Raw genomic sequence first — 24,379 nt, 5'->3', positions numbered from 1 at the left:
TCTTTGTCCCTCCTCTTATAATTTATCGATAATTGCGTCTGTAAACTCTTTTGTAGTTGCCTGTCCACCAATATCAGGTGTTGTAAACTTACCTTCTTCTACGACTGCTGCTAAGGCTTCTCTTAAAGATTGTGCTTCTTTCTGTTTATTTAATGCTTCAAGCATCATTGCGAATGCAAGAATTAAAGAACTTGGGTTCGCAATACCTTTACCTGCAATATCAGGTGCACTGCCATGAACAGCTTCATAAATACGGTAGTCGTCACCAATATTACCTGATGGTGCAATACCAAGACCACCTACAAGACCTGCACATAAGTCAGAAACAATATCCCCATATAAGTTTGGTGCAACAAGGACATCAAATGTTTCTGGACGCTGTACAAGCTGCATACACATATTATCAATAATAACTTCCTGTGTTTCTATTTCTGGATAGTCTTTTGCCACTTCTCTATAACAATCAAGGAAAAGACCATCTGTATATTTCATTATATTGGCTTTATGGATGGCTGTCACTTTTTTTCTGTTATTTGTACGTGCATATTCAAATGCATAACGACAAATACGTGTAGAAGCTTCTCTAGTGATTAACTTAACACCATTCGCAATATCATCAGTGAGCATATATTCAATACCTTTATATAAATCTTCCGTATTTTCTCTAATGATGACTAAGTCAATATTTTCATATTTAGAATCAATACCCTTGAAGTTACGTAAAGGACGTACATTGGCATAAGTAGAAAATTTCTGTCTTAATGCGACATTCACACTTCTAAAACCTGTTCCAATTGGAGTTGCTGTAGGACCTTTTAATGCCCATTTATATTCTTCAATTGCATCTACAAGACCGGATTCCCATACTTCACCTGTTTCTTTCGCATATTCTGCACCTGCTCTATATTTAACCCATTCAATATCTAGGTTCATTGCTTTTGTGATAGATTCAACACTTGCTGAAATCTCTGGTCCAATACCATCACCTGGAATAAGTACTGCTTTCATTAGAAATCTCCTCCTAGTTCTTTAATTGCATTTAATAATCCACCATACTGAATCATGACTTTTTCACGTGCTGATAATGATAGATGTGCTGTAATAGTTTCAGTTGTATTCTTATTAGTCACTACAATGTCTTTACCTTCTTCTACAGATGTTAATAAATCACTTAATTCGTAATCATCCTGATCATTGAAGAAATCGTAATCTTTCGCATCAATAACAAGTGGAAGAATACCATTGTTGATTAAGTTAGAACGATGAATTCTCGCAAATGAAATGGCAAAGATAGCTTTGATCTTTAAGTAGTTAGGTACTAATGCAGCATGTTCTCTTGATGAACCCTGTCCATAGTTATCTCCACCTACAATGAAACCACCATTGTTTTTAACGGCTCTATTATAGAATTCAGGATCTACCTTAGAGAATGAGAACTTAGCTAAATGAGGGACATTAGAACGGAATGGAAGTAATTTAGAATCAGAAGGTACGATATGGTCTGTAGAAATATTGTCTCCTACTTTTAATACAACTTTACCGCTTACTGTATCTGTTAACTTATCTCCTCTAGGAACTGGTTTGATATTAGGTCCCATATAGATTTCATTATCAGGGATATATTCACTAATAAAGAAGTTAGGATTCTTCACAAATGGTGTATCTGGTACTTCTTCTAATACCATATCATCTTCAAATTCCTGTGATAAATAACCTTTGACTGCAGACAATGCAGCAACTTCTGGAGATACAAGATATACACTTGCATCATTTGTACCAGAACGTCCTTTAAAGTTACGGTTGATTGTTCTTAAAGATACACCTTTTGATAATGGAGCCTGTCCCATACCGATACAAGGACCACATCCACATTCAAGAATTCTTGCACCTGCATGAATCATATCTGCAAGAGCACCATTTTGTGCAAGCATAGAAAGAATAGAAGATGAACCTGGCGCGATAACTAAAGAAACATCTTCAGCCACTTTACGACCTTTTAAGATCTTTGCTGCACGCATCATATCTGGTAAAGATGAGTTTGTACAAGAACCAATGACTACCTGATTGATCTTCATACCTTCTAATTCTTTTACATCTACTACATTATCTGGTGAATGAGGCTGAGCAACCATAGGAACTAATGTAGACATATCGATTTCAATAGTTTCATCATATGTTGCATCATCATCCGCTTTCATTTCAACATATTCATCTTCTCTACCCTGCTGTTTTAAGTAAGCTAAAGTATTTTCATCTGTTGGGAATACTGAAGTAGTCGCACCTAGTTCTGCACCCATGTTACAAATAGTCGCACGGTCAGTTAATGAAAGATCACTTAAACCTTCACCTGTATATTCAACAATCTTATTAACCCCACCTTTTACAGATAATTCCTGTAGAATTTTTAAGATAACATCTTTTGCAGATACCCAAGGTGCTTTACGTCCTGTTAGTTTAACCTGTAAAACTGATGGACACTGAACATAGTACTTACCTGTTGCCATGGCAACAGCTACATCAAGTCCTCCTGCACCAATCGCAATCATACCCATTGCACCACATGTTGGTGTATGAGAATCTGAACCAATAAGCGTCTTACCTGGATGTGAAAAATTTTCAAGCTGTAACTGATGACAGACACCATTACCTGGTTTAGAGAATGTGATACCATGTTTTCTTGCAACTGATTTAATAAATTCATGGTCATCCATGTTTTCAAAACCAGTCTGAAGCATGTTATGGTCAATATAAGCCACGGCTTTTTCTACTGCAACATGACCTACATTCATTGCTTCTAACTGAAGATAAGCCATTGTACCTGTAGAATCCTGTGTTAAAGTCTGGTCAATTCCGATACAAATAGATGTTCCTGGAACTAATTCTCCTTCTTTAAGATGTGCATTCAAGATTTTATACGCTAGATTCATATAATCTTCTCCCCCTTGTTTATCATTGTATACAATTATACACATATACTATTCTATGTGCAATATAAAAAACAAAGATAATTTGTATTTATTTCGTTAAATTGGTACAATACATTGGGTGATGAAAAAATGATATTATCTTGTTCAGGACTTACTAAATCTTATTCAGGAAAAGAAGTCCTAAAAAATATAACTTTCCATATAGAAGAGCATGATAAGCTTGCCATCATAGGTGTTAATGGTGCTGGTAAGAGTACATTGCTTAGAATTCTTTTAAATGAAGAGGCTTATGATGACGGTATGATGACTATTGCGAAGAATATTCGTATTGGTACATTGAATCAGGAACATAAGTTTGATCTTAATAAGAGTATTTATGAAACATTGGAAGAACCTTTTGAAGATTTAAAGAAAATAGAGAAACGTATTCGTGAATTGGAACAGGAAATGGCTGTGACAAATGATTTAGATACAATTATGAATCAATATGATTCTTTATTATCTAAATTCCAGGATGAAGGCGGTTATGCCATGGAGTCACAAGTCAAAGGTGTTTTGAATGGTTTAGGTTTTGATGAGGATATGTGGTATAAACCAATTGGTATTTTATCTGGTGGACAGAAGACAAGAATTGCGTTAGGTCAGTTGTTATTACGTTCTCCTGATTTATTATTACTTGATGAACCGACTAACCATCTTGATGTAAATTCTATTGAATGGTTGGAAAACTATTTAAAACAATATAATAAAGCTGTAATTGTGGTATCTCATGACCGTTATTTTATTGATCAGGTGTCTACTTCTATTATGGAAATAGAGAATGGTAAGAGTAAGATTTATAAATGTAACTACTCTAAATATGCTGAAGTCAAGAAGCATGATCGTGATGTAGAATTAAAACATTATTTAAATAACCAGAAAGATATTAAACGTATGCAGGAGTCTATTGATCGTTTAAAATCTTATAACCGTGAAAAACAGATAAAACGTGCTGAATCTAAAGAGAAAGCACTTGAACGTATGGAGAAAGTAGAAAGACCTGAAAGTCTTCCTTCTAGTATCCGTTTTGCATTTGAGCCTGAAGTAGAGAGTGGTTATGATGTTTTAAAAGTAGATGATGTCGCTATGGCTTTTGATAAGCCATTGTTCGATTCTGTGTCTTTTGAAGTGAAGAAAGGTGAAAGAGTTGCTTTACTTGGTCCTAATGGTGTAGGTAAAACAACAATGTTCCATTTGATTCTTAAAGACTATTTACCTGTACATGGACGTATTCGTTTAGGTTCTAAGGTGATGATTGGTTATTATGATCAGGAACAGACTTCTTTATCTCCTGAAAAGACAATCTTTGATGAAATACATGATGCTTATCCTGATATGAATAATACAGAAATCAGAAATATCTGTGCTGCATTCTTATTCAAAGGTGAAGATGTATTTAAAACAATTGATGTTTTATCCGGTGGTGAAAAAGGACGTATTGTCTTAATCAAGTTATTACTTAATAAAGCTAACTTCTTGATTCTCGATGAACCAACAAACCACTTAGATATTCAGTCTAAGGAAGTACTAGAAGATGCATTATTAGATTTCCCTGGTACTATTCTTTTCATTTCTCATGACCGCTATTTTATTAATAAGCTCGCTACTAAGATTGTGGAAATGAATCCTCATGGCGATGAAATATTTGGTGGTAACTATGCTTATTATCTTGAACATCGTAAAGTAGAAGAAGTTGTGAAAGAAACAGCGGTAAAGGTTCAAAATACTATTGATAAGAAAAAGAAGAATAGATTAAAGAAGATAGAAAATGATATTTCTGACTTTGAAGAGAAGATCAGTGCGAAGGAAGAAGAACTCCATAGTGATGAAGTGATGAATGATTATCAGAAGTATAATGAAATCACTGCTGAACTAGAAGACTTAAACAATCAATTAGAAGAACTCATGACGGAATGGGAAGAACTTTCAGAAGAGATGAACGCTTAAAAGGACTAGGGGCAACCCTAGTCCTAATTTCTTTGTTTTAAGTTGTAGATAAGTATAAATGCACAGATAAAATCACCAATGATTGACACAATAAATGGATAGAATGCATAAATATCTTTTAATGTCGGCAAGAAAGATAATACAAATATCTTCTGTGAATAACATAAGAATTTAATACCTATCACCATAAAGGCAATCATATAAGTAAACCATAAACAATAGTGTGTGTAGATTCCTCCTGGTACAACATGCTTAAGTCTTTCATATTCATTCTCTGTTCCTCTATTATGAGATAACTTAATATACATATTCTTATATATCTTGAGATTCATACGTGAGAACATAATGATTGGAATATAGAGTAGTGTCCAGAAACCAATAGTCCCTAAGTAAGGACACAATAAACCACTCACAATAGAAGCACCCATACATATATAAAAGGAACGTGGCATAGTGAATGTCATTCCCTCAGGATCAAAGTAATCATACAGTTCTCTTCCACCATAACGATGTAACCATTTATTTCTTTCATCATGAACAGTCTTAATAGATAAAACATTAACCATCAAACCAATCATATAGAGTACTGTATTCATTAATTCCCCTCTTTTATTAATAAGAGTGACAGTACTGTCCCCATCTAATTGATAAAGGAAAAGCATGATGACTGAAGTCACAACAACTACCATCACTGAAAGAATAAAGTAAGCATTATAAAGCGTATCTTTTTCTGAATCATCAGATTTTTTAATACGATATTCCATCAAGCCATAAAGGCCTGTTTCTATTAATATAACAAGACTTCCTAAACCTATAGGAGGATTAATTAGGAATACAAACCAGCTTATTAGCGATAAAATAATAGCGTTCATATTAATCTCCTTTCCAACCTATCATACACTAAAAAAAACATCCGGAAAAGACCGGATGTTCATTTATTATTCAACGTCGAAGTCGTCTGATAAGTCTTCGCCATTCGTAGCGATGACTTTCTTATACCAGTAGAATGAATCTTTCTTATAACGATCAAGAGTTCCTACTTCTTCATCTGTAGTATCTACATAGATGAAACCATATCTCTTTCTGATACCTTCATGAGTTGATACTAAGTCGATTGCTGACCAAGGGCAGTAACCCATCATTTCGATGTTTTCAGTAACAGCCTTATGCAACTGTTCGATATGTGCTCTTAAGTATGCAATTCTGTAGTTATCATGAACACGACCATCTTCTAATGTATCGTAAGCACCTAAACCATTTTCAGTAACGATCATTGGTAAATGATAACGTGAATACATTTCTCTCATAGTTGCTAAGAAACCATCAGGGTCAATTTCCCAACCGAATTCAGTCTTCTTAAGATTTGGATTTGCATATCCCTTATAGTAACCTGCTTCACCACGAGATGACTGCTGGTCTGCACCTGGATCTAATTCATCATCCGCTGCTGCTTTCTGTACAGTTGCAGTTGAATAGTAGTTGAAACCAATGAAGTCTGGATGTGCATTCTTCATTGCTTCTTCATCACCTTCAGCAAATGTTGGTGTTGCATCATTTTCTTCTAAGTAAGTCCATACTAAGTTATTGTATTTTCCATAAACAGCCATATCTAAATATAACCAGTTTCTGATTGCGTTGAATTCCTGAGCCGCTAAATTATCTTCTGGCTTACAAGTTGCTGGATATACATAAGAAATGTTTGGAGCTGGACCAATCTTTGCATTTGGAAGCATTTCATGACATAAAACCATAGCTTTAGCCTGAGCAACTAACATATGATGATTCTGCTGATATACTTCTTTTAATACATTTGTAGTACCTTCAGGAATTCTTAATGTACCAATAATTGGACCAACTAAAGTAAGCATGTTCTGTTCGTTGATAGTTAACCAATATTTAACTCTATCACCGAAGTTTTCAAACATAACTTTAGCAAAGTTAACGAACCAGTCTACTGATTCAGGGTTAGACCAAGAACCTCTCTTGTCCAATGCATCAGGCATATCAAAGTGGAACATAGTCACTAATGGTTCGATATTATATTCTAAACATGTATTAATCACATCATTGTAATGATCGATACCTGCCTGGTTGATTTCACCAGTTCCATTAGGAATTAGTCTAGTCCAAGCGATTGAGAAACGGTATGTCTTGAATCCCATTTCAGCCATTAACTTGATATCTTCTTTATAACGATGATAGTGATCTGCACATACATCTAAAGATGAAGTTCCTGCTGGTAATTCTTTAACATCCTGACAAGATGGACCTTTACCATCTGATAAGTTTGCACCTTCTACCTGATAAGCTGAAGTAGATGCACCCCATAAGAAATCCTTTGGAAAAGCTTTTAATTTGTTGTCTAACATTTATGAGTCTCCTTTTCTTTTTTTATGACACCATTATAACGGAAGATTTCAAAAAATAGGATTCTTTTCAAGAATAGAAAAAAAGAGAAAATGTTTTTACATTTTCTCGCTTATCTTGCACCTTTTTTAAAAAGTATTTTAGATTTTCTTTTCCATTAAGTATCTTAAAAGTCTTTCTCCACGTCTTTCATTAATTTGTTCTTCAATAACTTTATAGCCTTTAGATTCAAAGAATGGTTTAGATGTAATAGATGAAGTCACATTAATGACACGACAATCATGTTTTTTTGCATAGGTTTCTAAATCTTCTACAAGTTTTGATGCAATCCCTTTTCTTAAATAATCAGGATGAACATATAAACGATCTAAATAACCCGTTTTACCAATATTACCAAATGCAATCAATTTCCCATCTTGTTCTACTACGATAGTATGATTCTTTTCTAAAGATTTTTCCCAATGATATTCATTGGCTTCTTTTGGTGCAATGGCTTCTAATTGGTCTTCTGTATAATCATTCTTATTGACTTCATGGACAGTGACATAAAATAAATCCATAACTGCATGAAGATCTGTGTCCTTGTATTCTCTAAATTCCATTTATATCACCTCTATTTCATACATCACATTATACCATTATTTGCCCATAAAAAAAACGGTCATTATAGACCGTTTCTATTAAATACCGAATAATAAATCGATGTAGTTTGGAATTGGATACTGCTGGGCACTTACTTTAGTTTCTAAGCTATCAGCAGTTGCACGTAATGCATCCATAGCAGGGATAACTAAATCCCTCCATGCAGTTGCATTATCTAATGTAGAAGTATCAGTTGCATCCGCTTTATTAATAGCATCTTCTAATGTAATCATCTGTTCACGCATAGTTGAAAGTAAAGAAGTTAATACTTTTAAGTCTTCAACCATGAATGTATTGTCTACACCAGCCTTAGCTACTTCTTTAGCATCATTCGCTAAAGTACCACATGCTTTTACATATGCTGGATATAATTCAGTCTTAGCCATTGATAAAGCAGTTAAAGCTTCAACACGGATTGTCTTAGCATAGTTATCTAACTGGATGTCATAACGTGAATCAATTTCAGCTTCAGTGAATACACCATGTTTTACAAACATTTCACGGATTTCAGGTTTCTTTAAGCAAGCGCAAGCATCTACAGAGTTTGCGTGGTTAGGTAATCCACGTCTTGCAGCTTCTTCTTTCCATTCATCTGAATAACCATCACCATTGAAAATGATTCTTTCGTGATCTTTGAAGAATTCTCTAATGATATCATCTAATGATTCACCTGCATCTAATTTAGCAGCCATCTGATCATATTCTTCAGCCATGATAGCATTTAACATAGTGTTAACTGCTGCAACTGACTGAGATGAACCAACCATACGGAATTCAAATTTATTACCTGTGAAGGCAAAAGGAGATGTTCTGTTTCTGTCTGTTGAGTCTTTAGAGAAATCAGGGATAACTGATACACCAGTAGTGAATCTTTCACCAGTAGTCTTATTTAATTCTTCACCATCAACGATTGCTTTAATAACTTTATTTAAGTCATCACCAACGAATGCTGAAACAATTGCAGGTGGAGCTTCGTTAGCACCTAGTCTGTGGTCATTACCAGCACATGCAGCAGATAATCTTAATAATTCAGCATATTCATCAACACCCTTGAGAGCACATGCAAGAGTCGCTAAGAAAGGCTTATTGTTGATTGGATCAGGTCCAGGATTAAATAAGTTAATACCTGTATTAGTCATTAATGACCAGTTGTTATGCTTACCAGAGCCGTTAACACCTTCAAATGGTTTTTCATGTAATAAACATCTTAAACCATGTTTCTTCGCAATATCCTGAGATAACTGCATAACTAATGCGTTGTTATCAGCTGTTACGTTAGCTACTGTATATACACATGCTACTTCATGCTGTGCAGGAGCCACTTCGTTATGCTTAGTCTTTGAAGGAATACCATATTTCCATAATTCGTTATCAAGATCCTTCATGAAGGCACCTACTTTACGTTTAATAGAACCAAAGTAGTGATCTTCTAGTTCCTGACCCTTAGGAGCAGGAGCACCATAAAGAGTACGACCAGTTAACTTTAAGTCAACTCTCTTCTGCCAGTATTCATCTAATACTAAGAAATATTCCTGTTCAGCACCAACTGAAGCAGTCACTTTATCAACACCTTCTAAACCAATCTTAGTTAATAAGTTAGAAGCTGATGCACTTAAAGCATCACAAGCACGTAATAATGGAGTCTTTTTATCAAGTGCTTCACCAGTATAAGAACAGAATAATGTAGGAATATATAAGCTACCGTCTTTTACAAAGGCTGGAGAAGTACAATCCCATGCAGTATAACCACGCGCTTCAAAAGTAGCACGAATACCACCAGATGGGAAAGAAGAGGCATCAGGTTCACCTTTTCTTAATGTCTTACCACTAAATTCAAGAACAGCTCCACCATTTCCATCTGGTTCTAAGAAAGCATCATGCTTTTCTGCAGTTAAACCAGTCATTGGCATAAACCAGTGAGTGAAATGTGTAGCACCATTTTCAACAGCCCAGATCTTCATTGCATTTGCAATTACTGTTGCAACTTCTTTTGAAAGAGGTTCTCCCTTATCTAGAGCTTCATGGAAAGCTTTATAAGTAGATTTAGGAATGCGTTCCTTCATAGTTTCGTCGTTAAATGTATAACGACCGTATTCATCTAAAAGTTTGTTCATTTCCATACGATTACATCTCCTTTTTATGGGTATGATTGTAGCAATAAAAAATATTCGCGTCAATATTTTTTTATCATTGTGCAATAATTTTTATCATTCGCTCCTTATTGCAACCACATAGTATCACAAAATGTAGGCTTTTAACTACTCTAATTCACTTTTTTTCACTTTTTAAAAAATATTAGCCAACTTGTTATTTAACACTGAAAAGATTATAATTGTAGCGAGGTGAAAAATATGTTTGGAAAACAGAAAACATTGATCATAGATCATAATAGCGAACGTAATAATCGCATTAAGAATTATCTCGACCAGGATCATTTCAATTGTTATCAAGCAAAGACATTGGATGAATTTAATTCTCTTTATACAAACAACAATTATGATTGCATTATTCTAGAAGATGTATTCCCCGGTATTAATACGAATAAGTTCCTAGTAAAAAATAGACGTAACTCACAAGCTATTACTATAGTTATAAGTGATATGTTAAATGAAGCTTACTTAGAAGATTTATTAGATGCCGGTGCTGATGATTACATTGTAGTACCCTTCTCATTAACTTCTTTATTAAGAAAAATTCAAGACGTCTATAAGATGGGTGTTTTAAGACCTAGAAAGATCTACCGTTTTAAAGATATTATATTAGATGATACTGCCAAGACCGTTTCATTAAATGATCATTCAGTCACTCTAACTAAAAATGAATTTAAACTATTAAAAATGTTGATGTCTCATCCTTATCAACCTTATACTTCAACCAAGATTTTTGAAGGTATTTGGGGTGATAGTGTTTATGCAGATGATCAATCAGTCATGAACCTAGTAAGTTCACTTATAATAAAATTAAATAGAACAGGCTCTCATGAAGAGTATATCAGACGCTTTGGCGCAAACTCTTATAAGATGGCCATATAAAAAAAGAATGCATATCGCATTCTTTTTTCTTTTAGCTTCTCTTATTGATTTTTCTACGTCTTCTGTTTTCGCGTCTTTCTTTCTTTTCAATCTTACGATGCTGGTCAGTATAATCCGCTACTGTACAGTGGATACGTTTATTAGATTCGCAAATTGCATCTACAAATTCATATCTATCTTTTGGGAATGTACTATATCTCTTCTTTAAATCTGTATAAAGTTCAATAGCATGAGGTCTAGTGACTAAGTCAGCCATTCTTGATACTGGATCACAAATGACTTCGCATGTCATTAAGTCTACTTCTTTTTGAGGTAATAATCTTCTTTTGAAGATTAAAGTTTTGCCATCGACGATATATTCATAAGGACGACATCCTAAGAAATAAAGATACATTGCAGCCAAGAAAATTGAAACAATAATAAATGACTGCTGATCCAATGATTTTAATACAAACATGACGATATCATAAACCCAAACAAGAGTTAAAGCGCCTAGCCAAATACCAACAGCTAGATTTGGTTTTACCTTGAATTCTTTCATAAAAAAAGGCCTCACTTTCCTTTCTATTATACAATATTTAGCCCATTATTACAATAAAAAAAGAAGAGAGGCAATGCTCTCTTCTCGATGTCGAAATTATTATAATAAATTTTAATAAATTATTCAGCAGCCTGTTTAGCCTGGAATTTTTCGTAGGCAATTAAGAATGGAATGTAAACAAGTACTGAAACTGCAAGAACGATTAACTGTGCTACAGCACCCATTGGTTTACCACCTGTAGCAACGAAACCGAATAATACTGGTGGCATAGTCCAAGGTACTTCAAGTACGATCTTAGGACAGAATCCACTAGAAACTAAGATGTAACCAATAATAACAGTTACAACTGGAGCTAAGATAAATGGAATGTCTAGGATTGGGTTCAATACTAGAGGGATACCAAATGTCATAGTTTCGTTGATGTTGAATAAACCTGGAACGATTGAGATACCAGCGATTGTTCTGTTATCTTCACGTTTAGAGAAGATAAGAATTGCGATTACTAAACCGATTGTAACACCAGAACCACCGAATTCTGCGAACATCTGAATCATAGTTAAGTTCATAACATATGGGATTTCATGATGAGCAGTATAAGCAGCAGTGTTAGCGTATAATAATGGTCTGAAGATTGGTTCCTTAACAGCAGCAACCATGTTGTTACCATGGATACCTACGCACCAGAATAACATGATGATTACATACATGATACATACTGCAACAAGGTTGTTACCAATGATGTTCTGTAATGGTTTCTGAATTACGTTATAGATCAACGCATTTAATTCAGCACCAGTAGCTAACTGACATACTAATCCAACAGCACCAACAACGATAGCAGTTAAGCAAGTTGGGATTAATACTTCGAATGCACGAGCAACTCCAGGTGGAACCTGTTCAGGCATCTTGATCTTTAATGCATCATTCTTACGGAACATATTGTAAAGTTCCATACCAACGATTGCAACGATAAGACCTGTGAATAAACCAGTTGCACCAGTGTAGCTTGACATAATACCACTGTAGCTGAAGCTATCAGCTGTAATTTTATGTTTAGCAGCTTCACCAGTTACATTAATGAACTGACCTAAACTAAAGCCATGAGAAATACCTTTAGCATCGATGTAAGAAGCACCTAAGTCCTTAGCAGCAAATGAAGTAGGAGTTACCATCATCCATAAGATGAATCCTAAAACAGCTGGGTAAGCACCAGTTTCACCATTTGCTTCAGCGATTTCAGAAGCAACTAACATAGTTACACCGATTGTGATACATGAGATTGTAGCATACTGCATAGCAGCAAAGATTGGGTTAAGTACTTCTAAAGCCATGATTGGTTTCCAGATTGCACCTAAACCAGTTGATGAGTTAACTAAAACGTTTGTCCAAAGTACACCAACGGCACCTGAGATAGTAGCTGGCATGAAGTTCTGGAACCCGTTCTTAATAGCATTAAGATACTTGTTCTGACCACACCAAGCGCCGACACGTCCTAGCTTATCAGCAAAAGCGTCCATAAATTTTCCTCCCTAAATCTTTTCGACAAATACAGTATAATCGCTCTTTGCAAAAATGTCAACGGTTACATTTTAAAATGTATGGTACTTTTAATTATAATATCCCCATTTTGAACTGTAACAAATTGAAATTATATTGATTATGAGTATGTTTTTCTAATAGCGCTTTCATTTTTGAAAATTTTTATTTTTTGAAAATAAAATATATTTGATTCAATCACTTTATATTTATTTTGTGAATTTGTTACAAAAGAAAAAGACAGTCAATTTAAGACTGTCTTCATACACATATTCTTATTCAGCAGCTGCCTGCTTAGCCTGATACTTTTCGTAAGCAATCAAGAATGGTGTATAGATTACAACAGATAATGCGATAACGATTAACTGTGATACAGCACCCATTAGTTTACCACCTGTACATAAGAATCCTAAGAATACTGGTGGCATTGTCCAAGGTACTTCAAGTACGATCTTAGGACAGAATCCACTAGTAACTAATAGATAACCTACAACAAGTGTAACTACTGGAGCTAAGATAAATGGAATATCTAGAATTGGGTTCAATACTAGAGGCATACCAAATGTCATAGTTTCGTTGATGTTGAATAAGGCTGGAACGACAGAGATACCAGCGATAGTTCTGTTATCTTCACGTTTAGAGAAGATAAGAATTGCGATTACTAAACCTATTGTAACCCCAGAACCACCGAATTCAGCGAACATCTGTAACATTGTTAAGTTCATAACATATGGAATTTCGTTATGAGCAGTGTAAGCAGCAGTGTAACTTGACATAATACCACTGTAGCTGAAGCTATCAGCTGTAATTTTATGTTTAGCGGCTTCACCAGTTACCTTAATGAACTGACCTAGACTAAAACATTTGTCCGAAGTACACCTACGGCACCTGAGATAGTAGCTGGCATGAAGTTCTGGAACCCGTTCTTAATAGCATTGAGATACTTGTTCTGACCACACCAAGCACCAATACGTCCTAGCTTATCAACAAAAGCGTCCATTAAATTTTCCTCCCTTAATTTTATAGGCACATTGTGTATACTGTTTAAAATATGCACTGCCAACGATTTCATCGAATAAAATTAAAATATATTTATATATACTAGTAAATAAAAAGTAATTTTAAAAGAGAACTACATGATGTAGTTCTCTTGATTATTGATCTACAATTACTGTCTGGAATTCATAGTTTGCATAGTGACGTCTATTGAATGTCAGTTCGAAAACAGAGCCGTTTGAGAGATAGGTTGTCTGTTCTTCCTGGATATAAGGTTCCCCTTCTGCAAGTCCTAAGAATGACTGTTCGAGTATTGTAGACAGAGCAGATGTGATCTTTAAATGACAGCTCTGAACAGTTAGATGAAGCTGATTGATTACAAATTTATATAATGAATCTTTTAATACATCTGCTTTCAGATTAACTAAACGATAAAGCGGAATATAAGTAATCTCTACACAATAAGGTTTTCCATCCACTGATCTATTTCTAATAATATGATAAACGAAGTCTCCTTCATCAATCTGTAATTTCTTCGCAATTTCTTCATTACTTGGTACAACTTCAAATACTTTGATATCTGAAGTCACATCATGTCCTTCAAAACGCATAGAAAGACTACGTCTACGCACTGTTTCATTGAGTTCAGAAACATTAAGTTCCTTCACAAATGTTCCTGCCCCACGGCGACGGATAATAAGGCCTTCTTTTACAAGAATCTCTAAAGCCTTCTTCATTGTTTCTTTATTACAATGATAATTGACACATAATAAATATTCATAAGGAAGCTTCTGGCCAGCAGTATATTCTCCCGACTTAATCTTCTCTCTAATTGTATCAGCGATATCTCTATACTTTGCCACAAAACCACCTCCTTACATAAAAATACCATACTTTAAAAAAGAATGCACTGTATAATTCTTATTTTGTAATATTTTTACACCAAATCTCTTCGTGTTCTAAATTATAGAGTGTAAATGTTTCATTTTCATAAACTAAAAAGCTTTTTACACCCTGTTTTGGTAAAGAGATAGAGTTTGGATTCACTGTATAGAAGCCATGGTCATCAAATACAGGAACATGATAATGTCCATAAAGGAAAACATCACCCTTCTTTAAATAAGGCATATTGTCTTTATTGTAAAGATGTCCATGGGTAATATAGAAGTCATGTCCATCTACATTTAATAATGCATAATCACTTCTCATAGGGAAATCTAAGACCATCTGGTCTACTTCAGCATCACAGTTACCTCTTACTGCAAGGATCTTATCTTTATATTTATTTAATAAAGGAATACACTTTTTAGGCGCATAGCCTTCTGGTAAATCATTTCTAGGTCCATGATATAAGATATCTCCTAGGATGATTAAACGATCTGGCTGTTCTTCATCAAAGTAATGCATTACTTTTTCTAGGTCATTATAAGAACCATGAATATCTGATATGATCATTAGTTTCATTTTATTCCATCTCCAATCCGATTGGGCAGTGATCGCTACCCAATATGTCACTGTATATTAAACTCTCTTTTATTCTCTCTTTCAATGATTCAGAGACAATAAAATAGTCAATTCTCCATCCTGCATTTCTTTCTCTTGATTTAAACATATAACTCCACCATGTATAAGCATCCTTCTTATCTGGATAAAGATATCTAAATGTATCAATATAGCCGTGTGATAAGAGTTCTGTCATCTTACTACGTTCCTGATCAGAGAATCCTGCATTATGATGATTGGATGAAGGATTCTTTAAGTCTATTTCATGATGGGCCACATTGAGGTCTCCACAAAGGATGACAGGCTTATTGAGAGCATCTAAATAGGCAAGGAAGGCATCTTCCCATTCCATACGATAATCTATTCTAGCAAGTTCTTTTTTAGAATTAGGCGTATAACAAGGCACAAAGTAATAGTCTTCAAATTCTAGTGTAATAACTCTTCCTTCCTGGTCATATTCCTCTATCCCTATTCCATAAGATACAGATAAAGGCTTCATTCTAGTCAGTATTGCAGTTCCACTATAGCCTTTCTTAATTGCATCATTGGTATAAAGTGTATAACCTGGAATATCTAAATCAATCTGATCCTTTTGTGCCTTTGTTTCCTGCAAAGCAAAAATATCAGCATCCAATGATTTGAAGCTTTCTAAAAAACCTTTCTTTAAACAGGCACGAATGCCATTTACATTCCATGATACGTATTTCATATTCTCTCCTCAAAAAAAGAAGGAACTAAAAAGCCCCTTCTCCATTTTCTTCAATCGCATAACGAACAATTGTTTTCAGTTTTTCACTTGGTGTCTTTTCATAATCATTTAAGTAAATCTCATGATGGAATCCTTCTAAACGCATATTCTGGATAGTGATGAACTCCATGATCTGCTTAGTTGTATTGATTTCAGTATTATAAGCACCCTTATGTAGCATCTGTACGCAATGTCCTTCAGTCATCCTCTTAAGATATATATCTACAATGTAAGGATTATCCTTCTTGTTAGCTGCTTTCTGTTTAATAATTTCAAATGTATTAGGATCTAGAAGCTTTGGCTGTGCCATCATCAATGTAAACTTGATCATCTTCTTACGAGTAACGTCAAACTTTGAATTGTCATAGGTATCCCATAATCCTTCTAGCGGTGAAATAAGATAAACAAGGTTCTTTTCCTGTTTAAAATACTCTCTAATTTCAGCTGACATGATTCGAAGAGCTTTTGACTTTAAATGGAACTCTTCTACTTCAGGATTACCGATTCCATCAATCATGATGAAATTGAATTCTGGGACATCAACGATATCAATCTTCTTTGTTGATGCATCATATTGTTTCTTATACTCTTTACGTATACCTTCCTTCATTACGGCGCCTCCTTTCTTAAACGTAAACATTATACAAAAATTCGCATGAAATTACTACTAATTTAGTATTATTTCTAAAGAATGTCTTGATAATGTGTCAATTTCATTAATATACTTTTGGGCATTGATTCGTAACTGACAACAAAAAAAGCTATTCACAAAGAATAGCCTAGATTTACTGTCAGTACTATATTGTATCAAGATTTCAATATTTCGCAACAGTTTTTTTATAATAATTTCATTGTCTTGATAACCTGTGGTTCATTAGGCATATCATTCCAAGGTGATCTTTTAACATTCGCAATCTTATCTACTTCTTCTAATCCTTCAGTGATTAAACCAAAAGCAGCATAGTCACCATCTAGATGTGGGGCATCAGCATGCATGATAAAGAACTGAGATGAAGCAGAATCCTTAACCATTGTTCTTGCCATTGATAAAACACCTCTTGTATGCTTTAGGTTATTAGTCACACCATTAGATGCAAATTCACCCTTGATAGATGCTGCTGGATGCTCTTTCAAATCAGTATCATATCCACCACCCTGGATCATGAATCCTGGGATAACACGATGGAAGATTAAGCCATCAAAGAAGTTATTTTTAATTAAGTTTACAAAGTTTTCTACAGTGATAGGTGCTACTTCAGGATATAATTCACCCTTCATTACATTGCCATCCTGCATTTCAATTTCAAATAAGATTTTTTCCATGATTGTTCTCCTTTATTTGATTTCGTCTTATTTTAACATATTTATTCTCTCTCTAATAGAAAAAGCTGTAATAGATCATCTATTACAGCCTTATTATTATAATTTCTTATACATTTCCGCAATAATTTCAGCAGCTTCATCTAAACCATAATCACTATTAATAGTTAAGTCAAAATTCTTTAACTGACCCCATTTATTTGTTGTGTAGTAATTATAGTAATTAGATCTTTTCTTATCTCTTGAGATAACATACTTCTTTGTATTCTCATGCTCTTCTTTATATTCTTCTTCTACTCTCTTAATACGTGATTCAAGAGGTGCATGGATAAAGACACGTAATACTTTATCATAATCTTCAAGAATATAATCAGCACATCCATTTACTATGATACATGAATCGTTATTTGCAAGATGACGAATGATTTTAGATTGTGTTGCGAAGACCTGATCATTTAAAGGCATCTGGAAAGTGCCTCCAGCCATTCCATAAAGGAATCCTGAACTCTTTTCCTGAGCTGCCTTCCTAATTGTTTCAATATCAAATCCAAGTTCCTGAGCAGCTAAATCAATAATCTGGTTATCGTAATAAACAAGTCCTAAAAGATTAGCTACTTTCTGTGCTATGATACGTCCTCCAGAACCATATTCTCTTGCGATTGTAATAATTTTAGGCATAAGACAAAACCTCCTTCTATAAGTTTATTTTATCACAAGTTCAAAAGAATATGTAAGAAACTTTATTCCAAATATTGAGATATGTTATAATGCATGAGAAAGAGGTGGATTATGGAATACCATGTTTTAGCAAGTGGTTCTAAAGGAAACAGCACATTTATTGTAGAAAAAACTACAGGTATTTTAATAGATTGTGGTATCTCAAAGAAACAGTTGACTTATCGACTCAAAGAGATTGGATATACAATAGATGATATAGATTATGTATTATTAACCCATGATCATACAGATCATAACAAGAATATACATATATTTGATAAAGAGATGGTATATACCGCAAAAGGGAATATAGCGGATCTAGATGAGGATCATGAACTTATTCCTTATACAAGTTATACTTTTGGTGATATAGAAGTGTATGTATTACGTATTTCACATGATGCGACTAATCCTATTGGATTTATTTTTAGTGGTGATGAGACACTCCTTTATATGACAGATACAGGTTATGTGTCACAGAAGAATAAAGAACTTATTCATAACTTGAATTATTATATTATAGAGTCGAATCATGATATAGGGATGTTAATGGCTACACGTCGTCCTTTTTCTCTAAAGAATAGAATTATGGGCGATACGGGACATTTAAATAATGAGTACAGCGCTCATTTAATGTGTGATGTGATTGGTGAGAATACGAAAGAGATTGTACTAGCCCACTTATCACAGGATGCCAATACAAAAGAAAAGGCGTTAGAAACTTATTATTCTATATTTGATGAAGAAAATATAAAATTTGATAAAGAGATGATTAAAGCAGCAAGTCAAATATCAGTGGTTTCTGGAGGAAAAAATGAACATTAAGATTATTACTGTAGGTAAGTTAAAAGAGAAGTATTTAAGAGATGGTGTACAGGAGTATGTAAAAAGACTTGGGGCATATGCTCATGTAGAGTTGATTGAAGTACCTGATGAAAAGATACCTAATAACCCTTCACTTGCAGAAGAGGCACTTGTGAAAAGCAAGGAAGGAAGAAAGATTCTTGATCATGTGAAACAGAATGATTTTATGATTCTGTTAGATGTTGCTTCACGTGAGATGGATTCAGTGGCTTTTAGTCAGTATATTGAGAAGAAGATGATTGATGGTTATTCCACTATTGATTTTGTGATTGGTGGTTCCTTAGGACATGGAGCGGATGTTCTTGCTAGAGCTGATTTTAAATTATCTTTTTCACCAATGACTTTCCCTCATCAATTAATGCGTCTGATTCTTGTAGAACAGATTTATCGTGCATTTAAGATTATGAAGAACGAAACATATCATAAATAATGTCCATACATAGTATGGACATCTTTTTTACGTAAAAAAAGAACCTGTAGAACAGGTTCTTGCGTCTTATTTAAGACCGTATTTCTTATTGAATTTTTCAACTCTACCATCAGCACTCGCAAATCTCTGTTTACCAGTGTAGAATGGATGACAGTTTGAACAAGTATCCACACGGATTTCATCTAAAACTGAACCAGTTTCGAATTCGTTACCACATGATGTGCAGATTACTTTTACTTTTTTGTAATTTGGATGAATTCCAGCTCTCATTGTCTTATCTCCTTCCGCCTTGAAATATTTGCTACTTCAAAGTAAGTTGCTAATGTATTGTACATCATTTTTTATTGAAATACAATAGCTTTTTTAAATTTATTTCTTAGTAATATAACCTAATTTTGTTAACATTTCAGCACTTTCAACAGCACCACCAGCAGCACCTCTTAAAGTGTTGTGAGATAAACCTACAAACTTATAATCGAAGATGTTATCTTCTCTAAGTCTACCAATAGAAACTCCCATACCGCCTTCATAATCAACATCTAATGTAACCTGTGGACGGTTTTCTTCTTCCATGTATCTGATGAAATGTTCAGGTGCATGTGGAAGCTTAAATTCCTGTGGCTGTCCCTTGAAGTTATTCAAACAATCAATTAATTCTTCTTTTGTAGGCTTCTTCTTGAAACTAACAGAAACAGTTGCTGTATGACCATTTAATACTGGTACACGAATACATTGTGCACTAATAACAGGTCCTTCAGCTTTAACGATTTCACCATTTTCAATATGACCAAATACTTTTAATGGTTCCTGTTCAGACTTTTCTTCTTCCCCACTGATTAAAGGAATGATATTTCCTACCATTTCTGGCCATTCCTTGAAAGTCTTCCCAGCACCAGAAATAGCCTGGTATGTACTTACTACAACCTTTGTTGGTTCAAATTCCTTCCATGCTGCTAAGCAAGGTGTATAAGACTGGATTGAACAGTTAGGCTTTACTGCGATAAAACCTTTCTTAGTTCCAAGTCTCTTTCTCTGATCTTCGATGACAGCATAATGTTCTGGGTTGATTTCTGGAATAACCATAGGAACATCAGGTGTCCATCTGTGTGCACTGTTGTTTGAAACAACAGGTGTTTCTGTTTTTGCATATGCTTCTTCAATTGCTTTGATTTCTTCTTTACTCATGTTTACTGCTGAGAATACAAAATCAACTTCTTTCGCAATGTCTTCAACATCTGCAACATCTTTTACGACAATGTTCTTGACTGCTTCAGGAATAGGTGTATCCATCTTCCATCTGCCTTTTACTGCTTCTTCATAAGTCTTTCCCGCACTCGACTTACTTGCTGCAAGTGTAGTCACTTCAAACCATGGATGGTTATCTAGAAGAGTATTGAATCTCTGTCCAACCATACCAGTCGCACCTAAAATACCAACTTTTAACTTGTCACTCATAGCTTCTCCTCCTATCAACATTAATCGTCAATCATATAACGAGTAATGTGTGCTCCTAATGTGATGAGCTTGTGGTCTATATTATCATAACCACGGTCAATATGGTAGACATTTGTAATTTCTGTTTTACCTTCTGCCATTAAGCCAGCCACCACAAGAGCAGCACCACAGCGTAAGTCTGTAGCCATTACTCTTGCACCATGTAGAGGTGTTTTACCTTTTACATAAGCACACGCTTCACCTAATTCAATATCTGCTCCCATCTTATTAAGCTGCGCACAATGCTTAAATCTTTCTTTATAAATAGTTTCAGACACTTTTGATTGTCCATTACCCTGTGTTAATAGAGTTGTTAGAGGCTGCTGCAAGTCAGTCGCAAATCCTGGATAGATCTGTGTCTGTACTTCAACAGGCTTTAAGTTTCCATCATTGCCATATACAACAATGCTATCGCCAATCTTTTCCATCTTAATGCCCATTTCCTTTAATTTAGAAATAAGGGCATCTAGATGCTGTGGAATAATATTCTGAATAACCATCTTTTCACCAATTGCAGCTGCAATGATCAAGAAAGTACCTGCTTCAATACGATCAGGAATAATTTCATGATATGCACCATGCATATGCTCCACACCATCAATAGTAATAGTATCTGTACCTACACCACGGATTCTAGCCCCCATCTTTGTAAGAAGGTTGGCTACATCAATGATTTCTGGTTCCTTCGCTGCATTTTCAATAACAGTACGACCTTTAGCCTTTACTGCCGCTAACATAATATTGATAGTTGCACCTACAGAAGCAAAATCTAGATAGATTTCAGTTCCAATAAGTTCATCAGCCTGTAAATGATATGTTCCTGTTTCTTCATCATAATTGATTTTGGCACCCAATGCTTCAAAACCTTTTAAATGAAGATCAATAGGACGAGGTCCTAAATAACATCCTCCAGGCATTCTAATAGTTACTTCTTTATATTTACCAAGTAATGCACCCATAAAATAATAAGACGCTCTTAATTTATCAACTGCACTACTTACAAGTGGTATGTTTTTCATATTTCTAGGATCTACACCGATTTCACCTACGGATTTATCCCTTTCAACAACACAATTCAATTCTTCTAATAATGTGGTTAACGCATCAACATCTGAGATTTCTGGTACGTTATATATTTCTACTGGTTCATCTGAGAGAACAATAGAAGGGATCAATGCTACAGTCGCATTCTTCGCACCTGAGATAGTGACTGTGCCGTTAAGTTTATGTCCGCCTTCAATAGCAATTACTTCTTCAGCCATTTTTATACAATCCTTTCGTTAAGGTTATTTAAAGTTTATATATATATTAAAAAACAATTCAGTTAAAAGTTAACAAGTTTAAGTCAAAATATTGGATTTTATCTCGACGAATTCATTATATAGTATTTCTTCGAAAATCACAAAGAAAACAGAAAGTAAATGTCCCTTTTTAATAAAAGAATATTTTACTTTTAAAAAAAACATGATATACTATGACCACATGGTCCGTTGGTGAAGTGGTCAACACACTTGGTTCTCATCCAAGCATTCAGGGGTTCGAACCCCCTACGGACTACCATTTTTTTATGCGAATAAAAAAAAGAAAGCCAGGCTTTCTTTTTAAAATGTTTTATTTGTATAAAAAAAATGGCTGGGGTAACTGGATTCGAACCAGTGAAATGGCAGATTCAGAGTCTGCTGCCTTACCGCTTGGCTATACCCCAAAAAAAATGGCTGGGGTAACTGGATTCGAACCAGTGAAATGGCAGATTCAGAGTCTGCTGCCTTACCGCTTGGCTATACCCCAACAGCAATTTATATTATACATATATTTTAGGAGATGTAAAGAGAAAAATGACAAAAATTCGTACAAGATTTGCACCAAGCCCTACGGGGTACATGCATATCGGTAATTTAAGAACAGCTTTATACTGTTATTTAATCGCTAAACATCAGGGTGGCGACTTTATTTTAAGAATTGAAGATACTGACCAGAACCGTGAAGTGGAAGGTGCAACTCAGTTAATTTATGATATTTTGACTGAAACTGGTCTTAACTGGGATGAAGGGCCAGATAAGCCAGGAGATTGTGGACCTTATATCCAGTCTGAAAGACTTCCTATTTATCATGAATATGCTAAGAAGCTTATTGAGCTAGGCGGTGCTCATTATTGTTTCTGTGATAAAGATGCTGACAATGATTATGATCCTTGTCGTATGCTTGATCAGGCTGAAATTGATGAAAAGCTTGCAGCAGGTGTTCCTTATGTTATTAGACAGACTATCCCTGATAAGGGTAAGGCTACTTTTGATGATGAAATCTATGGTCATATTGAAGTAGATTGTACTACTTTAAATGATTCTATCTTAATTAAGAGTGATGGATTCCCTACTTATAACTTTGCGAACGTTGTAGATGACCATTTAATGGGTATTACTCATGTTGTACGTGGTAATGAATATTTAGCTTCTACACCTAAATATAACCTTCTATATGATGCATATGGATGGGATAGACCTACTTACATCCATTTACCACCAGTAATGAAGGATGAACATGCTAAGTTATCTAAGAGAAATGGTGATGCCTCTTACCAGGATTTAACTAAACAGGGTTATTTAAAAGATGCCATCCTTAACTACATCGCATTACTTGGATGGTCTCCAGCTGATGAAGAAATCCTTTCATTAGATGATTTAATTGAACAGTTCAACATTGAACATATCTCTAAAGCTCCAGCTATCTTTGATATTGATAAGTTAAAATGGATGAACGGTGTTTATTTAAGAAATATGTCATTAGAAGAATTCCACAAAGTGGCTTCTCCTTACTATGACTTCATCACTATTCCTGTAAATACATTAGAAATCTCTAAAGCATTACAGCCACGTGTTGAAAGATTAGCTGATATTCCAGAATTAATGGACTTTGTCAATGAAACATTACCATTTGATGCATCTATCTATAAACATAAGAAGATGAAGACGAATCCTGAAAACTCTTTAGAAGCATTAGAATTATCTTTACCAGAACTTGAAAAGTGGGAAGATTATGATGATGACGAAGGATTAATGAATATGATGATGGATATTGCTAAGAGCCATGAATTAAAGAATGGACGTATTATGTGGCCTATCCGTGTTGCATTATCTAATAAGGCATTTACTCCTGGTGGTGCTGTAGAAATTGCTCATATTCTTGGTAAAGAAGAAACTTTAAGAAGAATTAGAGTTGCTATCGAAGATTTAAAGAAATCAGTTGCTGAATCAGCAGAATAAAAACAAGAGGCTCATT

General features: G+C 34.6%; 23 protein-coding genes, 3 tRNA genes and 1 pseudogene. 6 read left to right on the top strand and 21 right to left on the bottom strand.

The window, feature by feature from the left end; translation table 11 throughout:
• Positions 1-15 precede the first annotated feature (15 nt).
• Together NQ499_RS01765 and NQ499_RS01760 are read right to left on the bottom strand one after the other, a co-directional pair.
• Positions 16-1,008: an isocitrate/isopropylmalate dehydrogenase family protein gene (locus tag NQ499_RS01765; protein WP_006507067.1), complete on the bottom strand. Its 993-nt coding sequence runs from the start codon at positions 1,006-1,008 to the stop codon at positions 16-18.
• Positions 1,008-2,927 (bottom strand): aconitate hydratase, encoded by a 1,920-nt coding sequence (locus tag NQ499_RS01760; protein WP_040390250.1) that lies wholly within the window; start codon positions 2,925-2,927, stop codon positions 1,008-1,010. Before NQ499_RS01760 ends, NQ499_RS01765 begins: the two co-directional genes overlap by 1 nt.
• A gap of 129 nt (positions 2,928-3,056) precedes the next feature.
• On the opposite strand from NQ499_RS01760, the gene abc-f reads away from it, so the two are divergent.
• Positions 3,057-4,913: a ribosomal protection-like ABC-F family protein gene (abc-f, locus tag NQ499_RS01755; RefSeq protein WP_040390251.1), complete on the top strand. Its 1,857-nt coding sequence runs from the start codon at positions 3,057-3,059 to the stop codon at positions 4,911-4,913.
• 23 nt (positions 4,914-4,936) lie between these two features.
• Here abc-f and NQ499_RS01750 read toward each other — a convergent pair whose 3' ends face one another.
• The 4 genes from NQ499_RS01750 to NQ499_RS01735 form a co-directional block, all read right to left on the bottom strand.
• A complete protein-coding gene (locus tag NQ499_RS01750) occupies positions 4,937-5,785 on the bottom strand; it encodes a hypothetical protein (protein ID WP_006507070.1) in 849 nt (282 codons plus the stop codon).
• A gap of 66 nt (positions 5,786-5,851) precedes the next feature.
• The gene (locus tag NQ499_RS01745) at positions 5,852-7,282 is read right to left on the bottom strand and encodes a glycoside hydrolase family 1 protein (protein ID WP_006507071.1); all 1,431 of its coding nucleotides are present in this window, start codon (positions 7,280-7,282) and stop codon (positions 5,852-5,854) included.
• Between the two features lie 138 nt (positions 7,283-7,420).
• A complete protein-coding gene (locus tag NQ499_RS01740) occupies positions 7,421-7,882 on the bottom strand; it encodes a GNAT family N-acetyltransferase (protein ID WP_006507072.1) in 462 nt (153 codons plus the stop codon).
• A gap of 78 nt (positions 7,883-7,960) precedes the next feature.
• A complete protein-coding gene (locus NQ499_RS01735) occupies positions 7,961-10,042 on the bottom strand; it encodes a glutamine synthetase III family protein (RefSeq protein WP_006507073.1) in 2,082 nt (693 codons plus the stop codon).
• 231 nt (positions 10,043-10,273) lie between these two features.
• Between NQ499_RS01735 and NQ499_RS01730 the strand changes: the two genes are divergently transcribed.
• Positions 10,274-10,954 (top strand): response regulator transcription factor, encoded by a 681-nt coding sequence (locus NQ499_RS01730; protein ID WP_006507074.1) that lies wholly within the window; start codon positions 10,274-10,276, stop codon positions 10,952-10,954.
• Positions 10,955-10,985: 31 nt separating this feature from the next.
• On the opposite strand, the gene NQ499_RS01725 is transcribed toward NQ499_RS01730, so the two are convergent.
• The 10 genes and pseudogenes from NQ499_RS01725 to NQ499_RS01680 all read right to left on the bottom strand — a co-directional run bounded on the left by NQ499_RS01725 (position 10,986) and on the right by NQ499_RS01680 (position 18,276).
• On the bottom strand, positions 10,986-11,495 hold the full coding sequence (locus NQ499_RS01725) for a hypothetical protein (protein ID WP_006507075.1): 510 nt from the start codon (positions 11,493-11,495) through the stop codon (positions 10,986-10,988).
• A 119-nt stretch (positions 11,496-11,614) separates the two neighbouring features.
• Positions 11,615-13,012: a PTS sugar transporter subunit IIC gene (locus NQ499_RS01720; RefSeq protein ID WP_006507076.1), complete on the bottom strand. Its 1,398-nt coding sequence runs from the start codon at positions 13,010-13,012 to the stop codon at positions 11,615-11,617.
• A 294-nt stretch (positions 13,013-13,306) separates the two neighbouring features.
• A pseudogene (locus tag NQ499_RS01715) lies at positions 13,307-13,762 on the bottom strand (PTS transporter subunit EIIC); the annotation flags it as partial.
• A gap of 119 nt (positions 13,763-13,881) precedes the next feature.
• A complete protein-coding gene (locus NQ499_RS01710) occupies positions 13,882-14,031 on the bottom strand; it encodes a hypothetical protein (protein WP_238319905.1) in 150 nt (49 codons plus the stop codon).
• Between the two features lie 154 nt (positions 14,032-14,185).
• The gene (locus tag NQ499_RS01705; RefSeq protein WP_006507079.1) at positions 14,186-14,890 is read right to left on the bottom strand and encodes a GntR family transcriptional regulator; all 705 of its coding nucleotides are present in this window, start codon (positions 14,888-14,890) and stop codon (positions 14,186-14,188) included.
• Positions 14,891-14,948: 58 nt separating this feature from the next.
• Positions 14,949-15,491, bottom strand: coding sequence for a phosphodiesterase (gene yfcE / locus NQ499_RS01700; protein WP_006507080.1), 543 nt, complete (start codon positions 15,489-15,491; stop codon positions 14,949-14,951).
• 1 nt (position 15,492) lies between these two features.
• Positions 15,493-16,239: an exodeoxyribonuclease III gene (locus tag NQ499_RS01695; RefSeq protein ID WP_006507081.1), complete on the bottom strand. Its 747-nt coding sequence runs from the start codon at positions 16,237-16,239 to the stop codon at positions 15,493-15,495.
• 25 nt (positions 16,240-16,264) lie between these two features.
• Positions 16,265-16,888, bottom strand: a complete 624-nt coding sequence (locus NQ499_RS01690; RefSeq protein WP_040390252.1) for a GyrI-like domain-containing protein — start codon at positions 16,886-16,888, stop codon at positions 16,265-16,267.
• 227 nt (positions 16,889-17,115) lie between these two features.
• Positions 17,116-17,601: a peptidylprolyl isomerase gene (locus NQ499_RS01685; RefSeq protein WP_006507083.1), complete on the bottom strand. Its 486-nt coding sequence runs from the start codon at positions 17,599-17,601 to the stop codon at positions 17,116-17,118.
• 96 nt (positions 17,602-17,697) lie between these two features.
• Positions 17,698-18,276: a cytidylate kinase-like family protein gene (locus NQ499_RS01680; RefSeq protein WP_006507084.1), complete on the bottom strand. Its 579-nt coding sequence runs from the start codon at positions 18,274-18,276 to the stop codon at positions 17,698-17,700.
• Positions 18,277-18,387: 111 nt separating this feature from the next.
• Here NQ499_RS01680 and NQ499_RS01675 point away from each other — a divergent pair, with 111 nt between their 5' ends.
• Both NQ499_RS01675 and rlmH read left to right on the top strand, forming a co-directional pair.
• Positions 18,388-19,140, top strand: a complete 753-nt coding sequence (locus NQ499_RS01675) for an MBL fold metallo-hydrolase (protein WP_040390253.1) — start codon at positions 18,388-18,390, stop codon at positions 19,138-19,140.
• On the top strand, positions 19,130-19,609 hold the full coding sequence (gene rlmH, locus NQ499_RS01670) for a 23S rRNA (pseudouridine(1915)-N(3))-methyltransferase RlmH (RefSeq protein ID WP_006507086.1): 480 nt from the start codon (positions 19,130-19,132) through the stop codon (positions 19,607-19,609). Before NQ499_RS01675 ends, rlmH begins: the two co-directional genes overlap by 11 nt.
• Before the next feature lie 66 nt (positions 19,610-19,675).
• Here the strand turns inward: rlmH and rpmE are convergent, their stop codons facing one another.
• From rpmE to NQ499_RS01655, 3 genes are all read right to left on the bottom strand, one after another.
• A complete protein-coding gene (rpmE, locus tag NQ499_RS01665; RefSeq protein ID WP_006507087.1) occupies positions 19,676-19,879 on the bottom strand; it encodes a 50S ribosomal protein L31 in 204 nt (67 codons plus the stop codon).
• A gap of 99 nt (positions 19,880-19,978) precedes the next feature.
• Positions 19,979-21,064 carry an aspartate-semialdehyde dehydrogenase gene (gene asd, locus NQ499_RS01660; RefSeq protein ID WP_040390254.1) on the bottom strand — a complete coding sequence of 362 codons (1,086 nt, stop codon included), beginning with the start codon at positions 21,062-21,064 and terminating at the stop codon, positions 19,979-19,981.
• Positions 21,065-21,084: 20 nt separating this feature from the next.
• Entirely contained in the window at positions 21,085-22,365 is a 1,281-nt protein-coding gene (locus tag NQ499_RS01655; RefSeq protein WP_006507089.1) for a UDP-N-acetylglucosamine 1-carboxyvinyltransferase, read from the bottom strand.
• Between the two features lie 222 nt (positions 22,366-22,587).
• On the opposite strand from NQ499_RS01655, the gene NQ499_RS01650 reads away from it, so the two are divergent.
• Positions 22,588-22,663: transfer RNA gene (locus NQ499_RS01650), tRNA-Glu, on the top strand.
• A gap of 69 nt (positions 22,664-22,732) precedes the next feature.
• Here NQ499_RS01650 and NQ499_RS01645 read toward each other — a convergent pair.
• Together NQ499_RS01645 and NQ499_RS01640 are read right to left on the bottom strand one after the other, a co-directional pair.
• Positions 22,733-22,808, bottom strand: a tRNA-Gln gene (locus tag NQ499_RS01645).
• Between the two features lie 7 nt (positions 22,809-22,815).
• Positions 22,816-22,891: transfer RNA gene (locus NQ499_RS01640), tRNA-Gln, on the bottom strand.
• 47 nt (positions 22,892-22,938) lie between these two features.
• Here NQ499_RS01640 and gltX point away from each other — a divergent pair.
• Complete coding sequence (gene gltX, locus NQ499_RS01635) at positions 22,939-24,363, top strand: glutamate--tRNA ligase (RefSeq protein ID WP_040390255.1); 1,425 nt, start codon at positions 22,939-22,941, stop codon at positions 24,361-24,363.
• The last annotated feature ends 16 nt before the right edge of the window (positions 24,364-24,379 follow it).

The sequence above is a fragment of the Catenibacterium mitsuokai genome (assembly GCF_025148785.1).
In the GTDB taxonomy this organism is placed as follows: domain Bacteria; phylum Bacillota_I; class Bacilli_A; order Erysipelotrichales; family Coprobacillaceae; genus Catenibacterium; species Catenibacterium mitsuoka.
This window is presented reverse-complemented; position numbering and strand designations above follow the sequence as displayed.

Bases quoted from the DNA above. Each gene is read 5' to 3' on its own strand.
- NQ499_RS01765 (WP_006507067.1), bottom strand. From the start codon at position 1,008: ATGAAAGCAGTACTTATTCCAGGTGATGGTATTGGACCAGAGATTTCA.
- NQ499_RS01760 (WP_040390250.1), bottom strand. From the start codon at position 2,927: ATGAATCTAGCGTATAAAATCTTGAATGCACATCTTAAAGAAGGAGAA.
- abc-f (WP_040390251.1), top strand. From the start codon at position 3,057: ATGATATTATCTTGTTCAGGACTTACTAAATCTTATTCAGGAAAAGAA.
- NQ499_RS01750 (WP_006507070.1), bottom strand. From the start codon at position 5,785: ATGAACGCTATTATTTTATCGCTAATAAGCTGGTTTGTATTCCTAATT.
- NQ499_RS01745 (WP_006507071.1), bottom strand. From the start codon at position 7,282: ATGTTAGACAACAAATTAAAAGCTTTTCCAAAGGATTTCTTATGGGGT.
- NQ499_RS01740 (WP_006507072.1), bottom strand. From the start codon at position 7,882: ATGGAATTTAGAGAATACAAGGACACAGATCTTCATGCAGTTATGGAT.
- NQ499_RS01735 (WP_006507073.1), bottom strand. From the start codon at position 10,042: ATGGAAATGAACAAACTTTTAGATGAATACGGTCGTTATACATTTAAC.
- NQ499_RS01730 (WP_006507074.1), top strand. From the start codon at position 10,274: ATGTTTGGAAAACAGAAAACATTGATCATAGATCATAATAGCGAACGT.
- NQ499_RS01725 (WP_006507075.1), bottom strand. From the start codon at position 11,495: ATGAAAGAATTCAAGGTAAAACCAAATCTAGCTGTTGGTATTTGGCTA.
- NQ499_RS01720 (WP_006507076.1), bottom strand. From the start codon at position 13,012: ATGGACGCTTTTGCTGATAAGCTAGGACGTGTCGGCGCTTGGTGTGGT.
- NQ499_RS01710 (WP_238319905.1), bottom strand. From the start codon at position 14,031: ATGGACGCTTTTGTTGATAAGCTAGGACGTATTGGTGCTTGGTGTGGT.
- yfcE (WP_006507080.1), bottom strand. From the start codon at position 15,491: ATGAAACTAATGATCATATCAGATATTCATGGTTCTTATAATGACCTA.
- NQ499_RS01695 (WP_006507081.1), bottom strand. From the start codon at position 16,239: ATGAAATACGTATCATGGAATGTAAATGGCATTCGTGCCTGTTTAAAG.
- NQ499_RS01690 (WP_040390252.1), bottom strand. From the start codon at position 16,888: ATGAAGGAAGGTATACGTAAAGAGTATAAGAAACAATATGATGCATCA.
- NQ499_RS01685 (WP_006507083.1), bottom strand. From the start codon at position 17,601: ATGGAAAAAATCTTATTTGAAATTGAAATGCAGGATGGCAATGTAATG.
- NQ499_RS01680 (WP_006507084.1), bottom strand. From the start codon at position 18,276: ATGCCTAAAATTATTACAATCGCAAGAGAATATGGTTCTGGAGGACGT.
- NQ499_RS01675 (WP_040390253.1), top strand. From the start codon at position 18,388: ATGGAATACCATGTTTTAGCAAGTGGTTCTAAAGGAAACAGCACATTT.
- rlmH (WP_006507086.1), top strand. From the start codon at position 19,130: ATGAACATTAAGATTATTACTGTAGGTAAGTTAAAAGAGAAGTATTTA.
- rpmE (WP_006507087.1), bottom strand. From the start codon at position 19,879: ATGAGAGCTGGAATTCATCCAAATTACAAAAAAGTAAAAGTAATCTGC.
- asd (WP_040390254.1), bottom strand. From the start codon at position 21,064: ATGAGTGACAAGTTAAAAGTTGGTATTTTAGGTGCGACTGGTATGGTT.
- NQ499_RS01655 (WP_006507089.1), bottom strand. From the start codon at position 22,365: ATGGCTGAAGAAGTAATTGCTATTGAAGGCGGACATAAACTTAACGGC.
- gltX (WP_040390255.1), top strand. From the start codon at position 22,939: ATGACAAAAATTCGTACAAGATTTGCACCAAGCCCTACGGGGTACATG.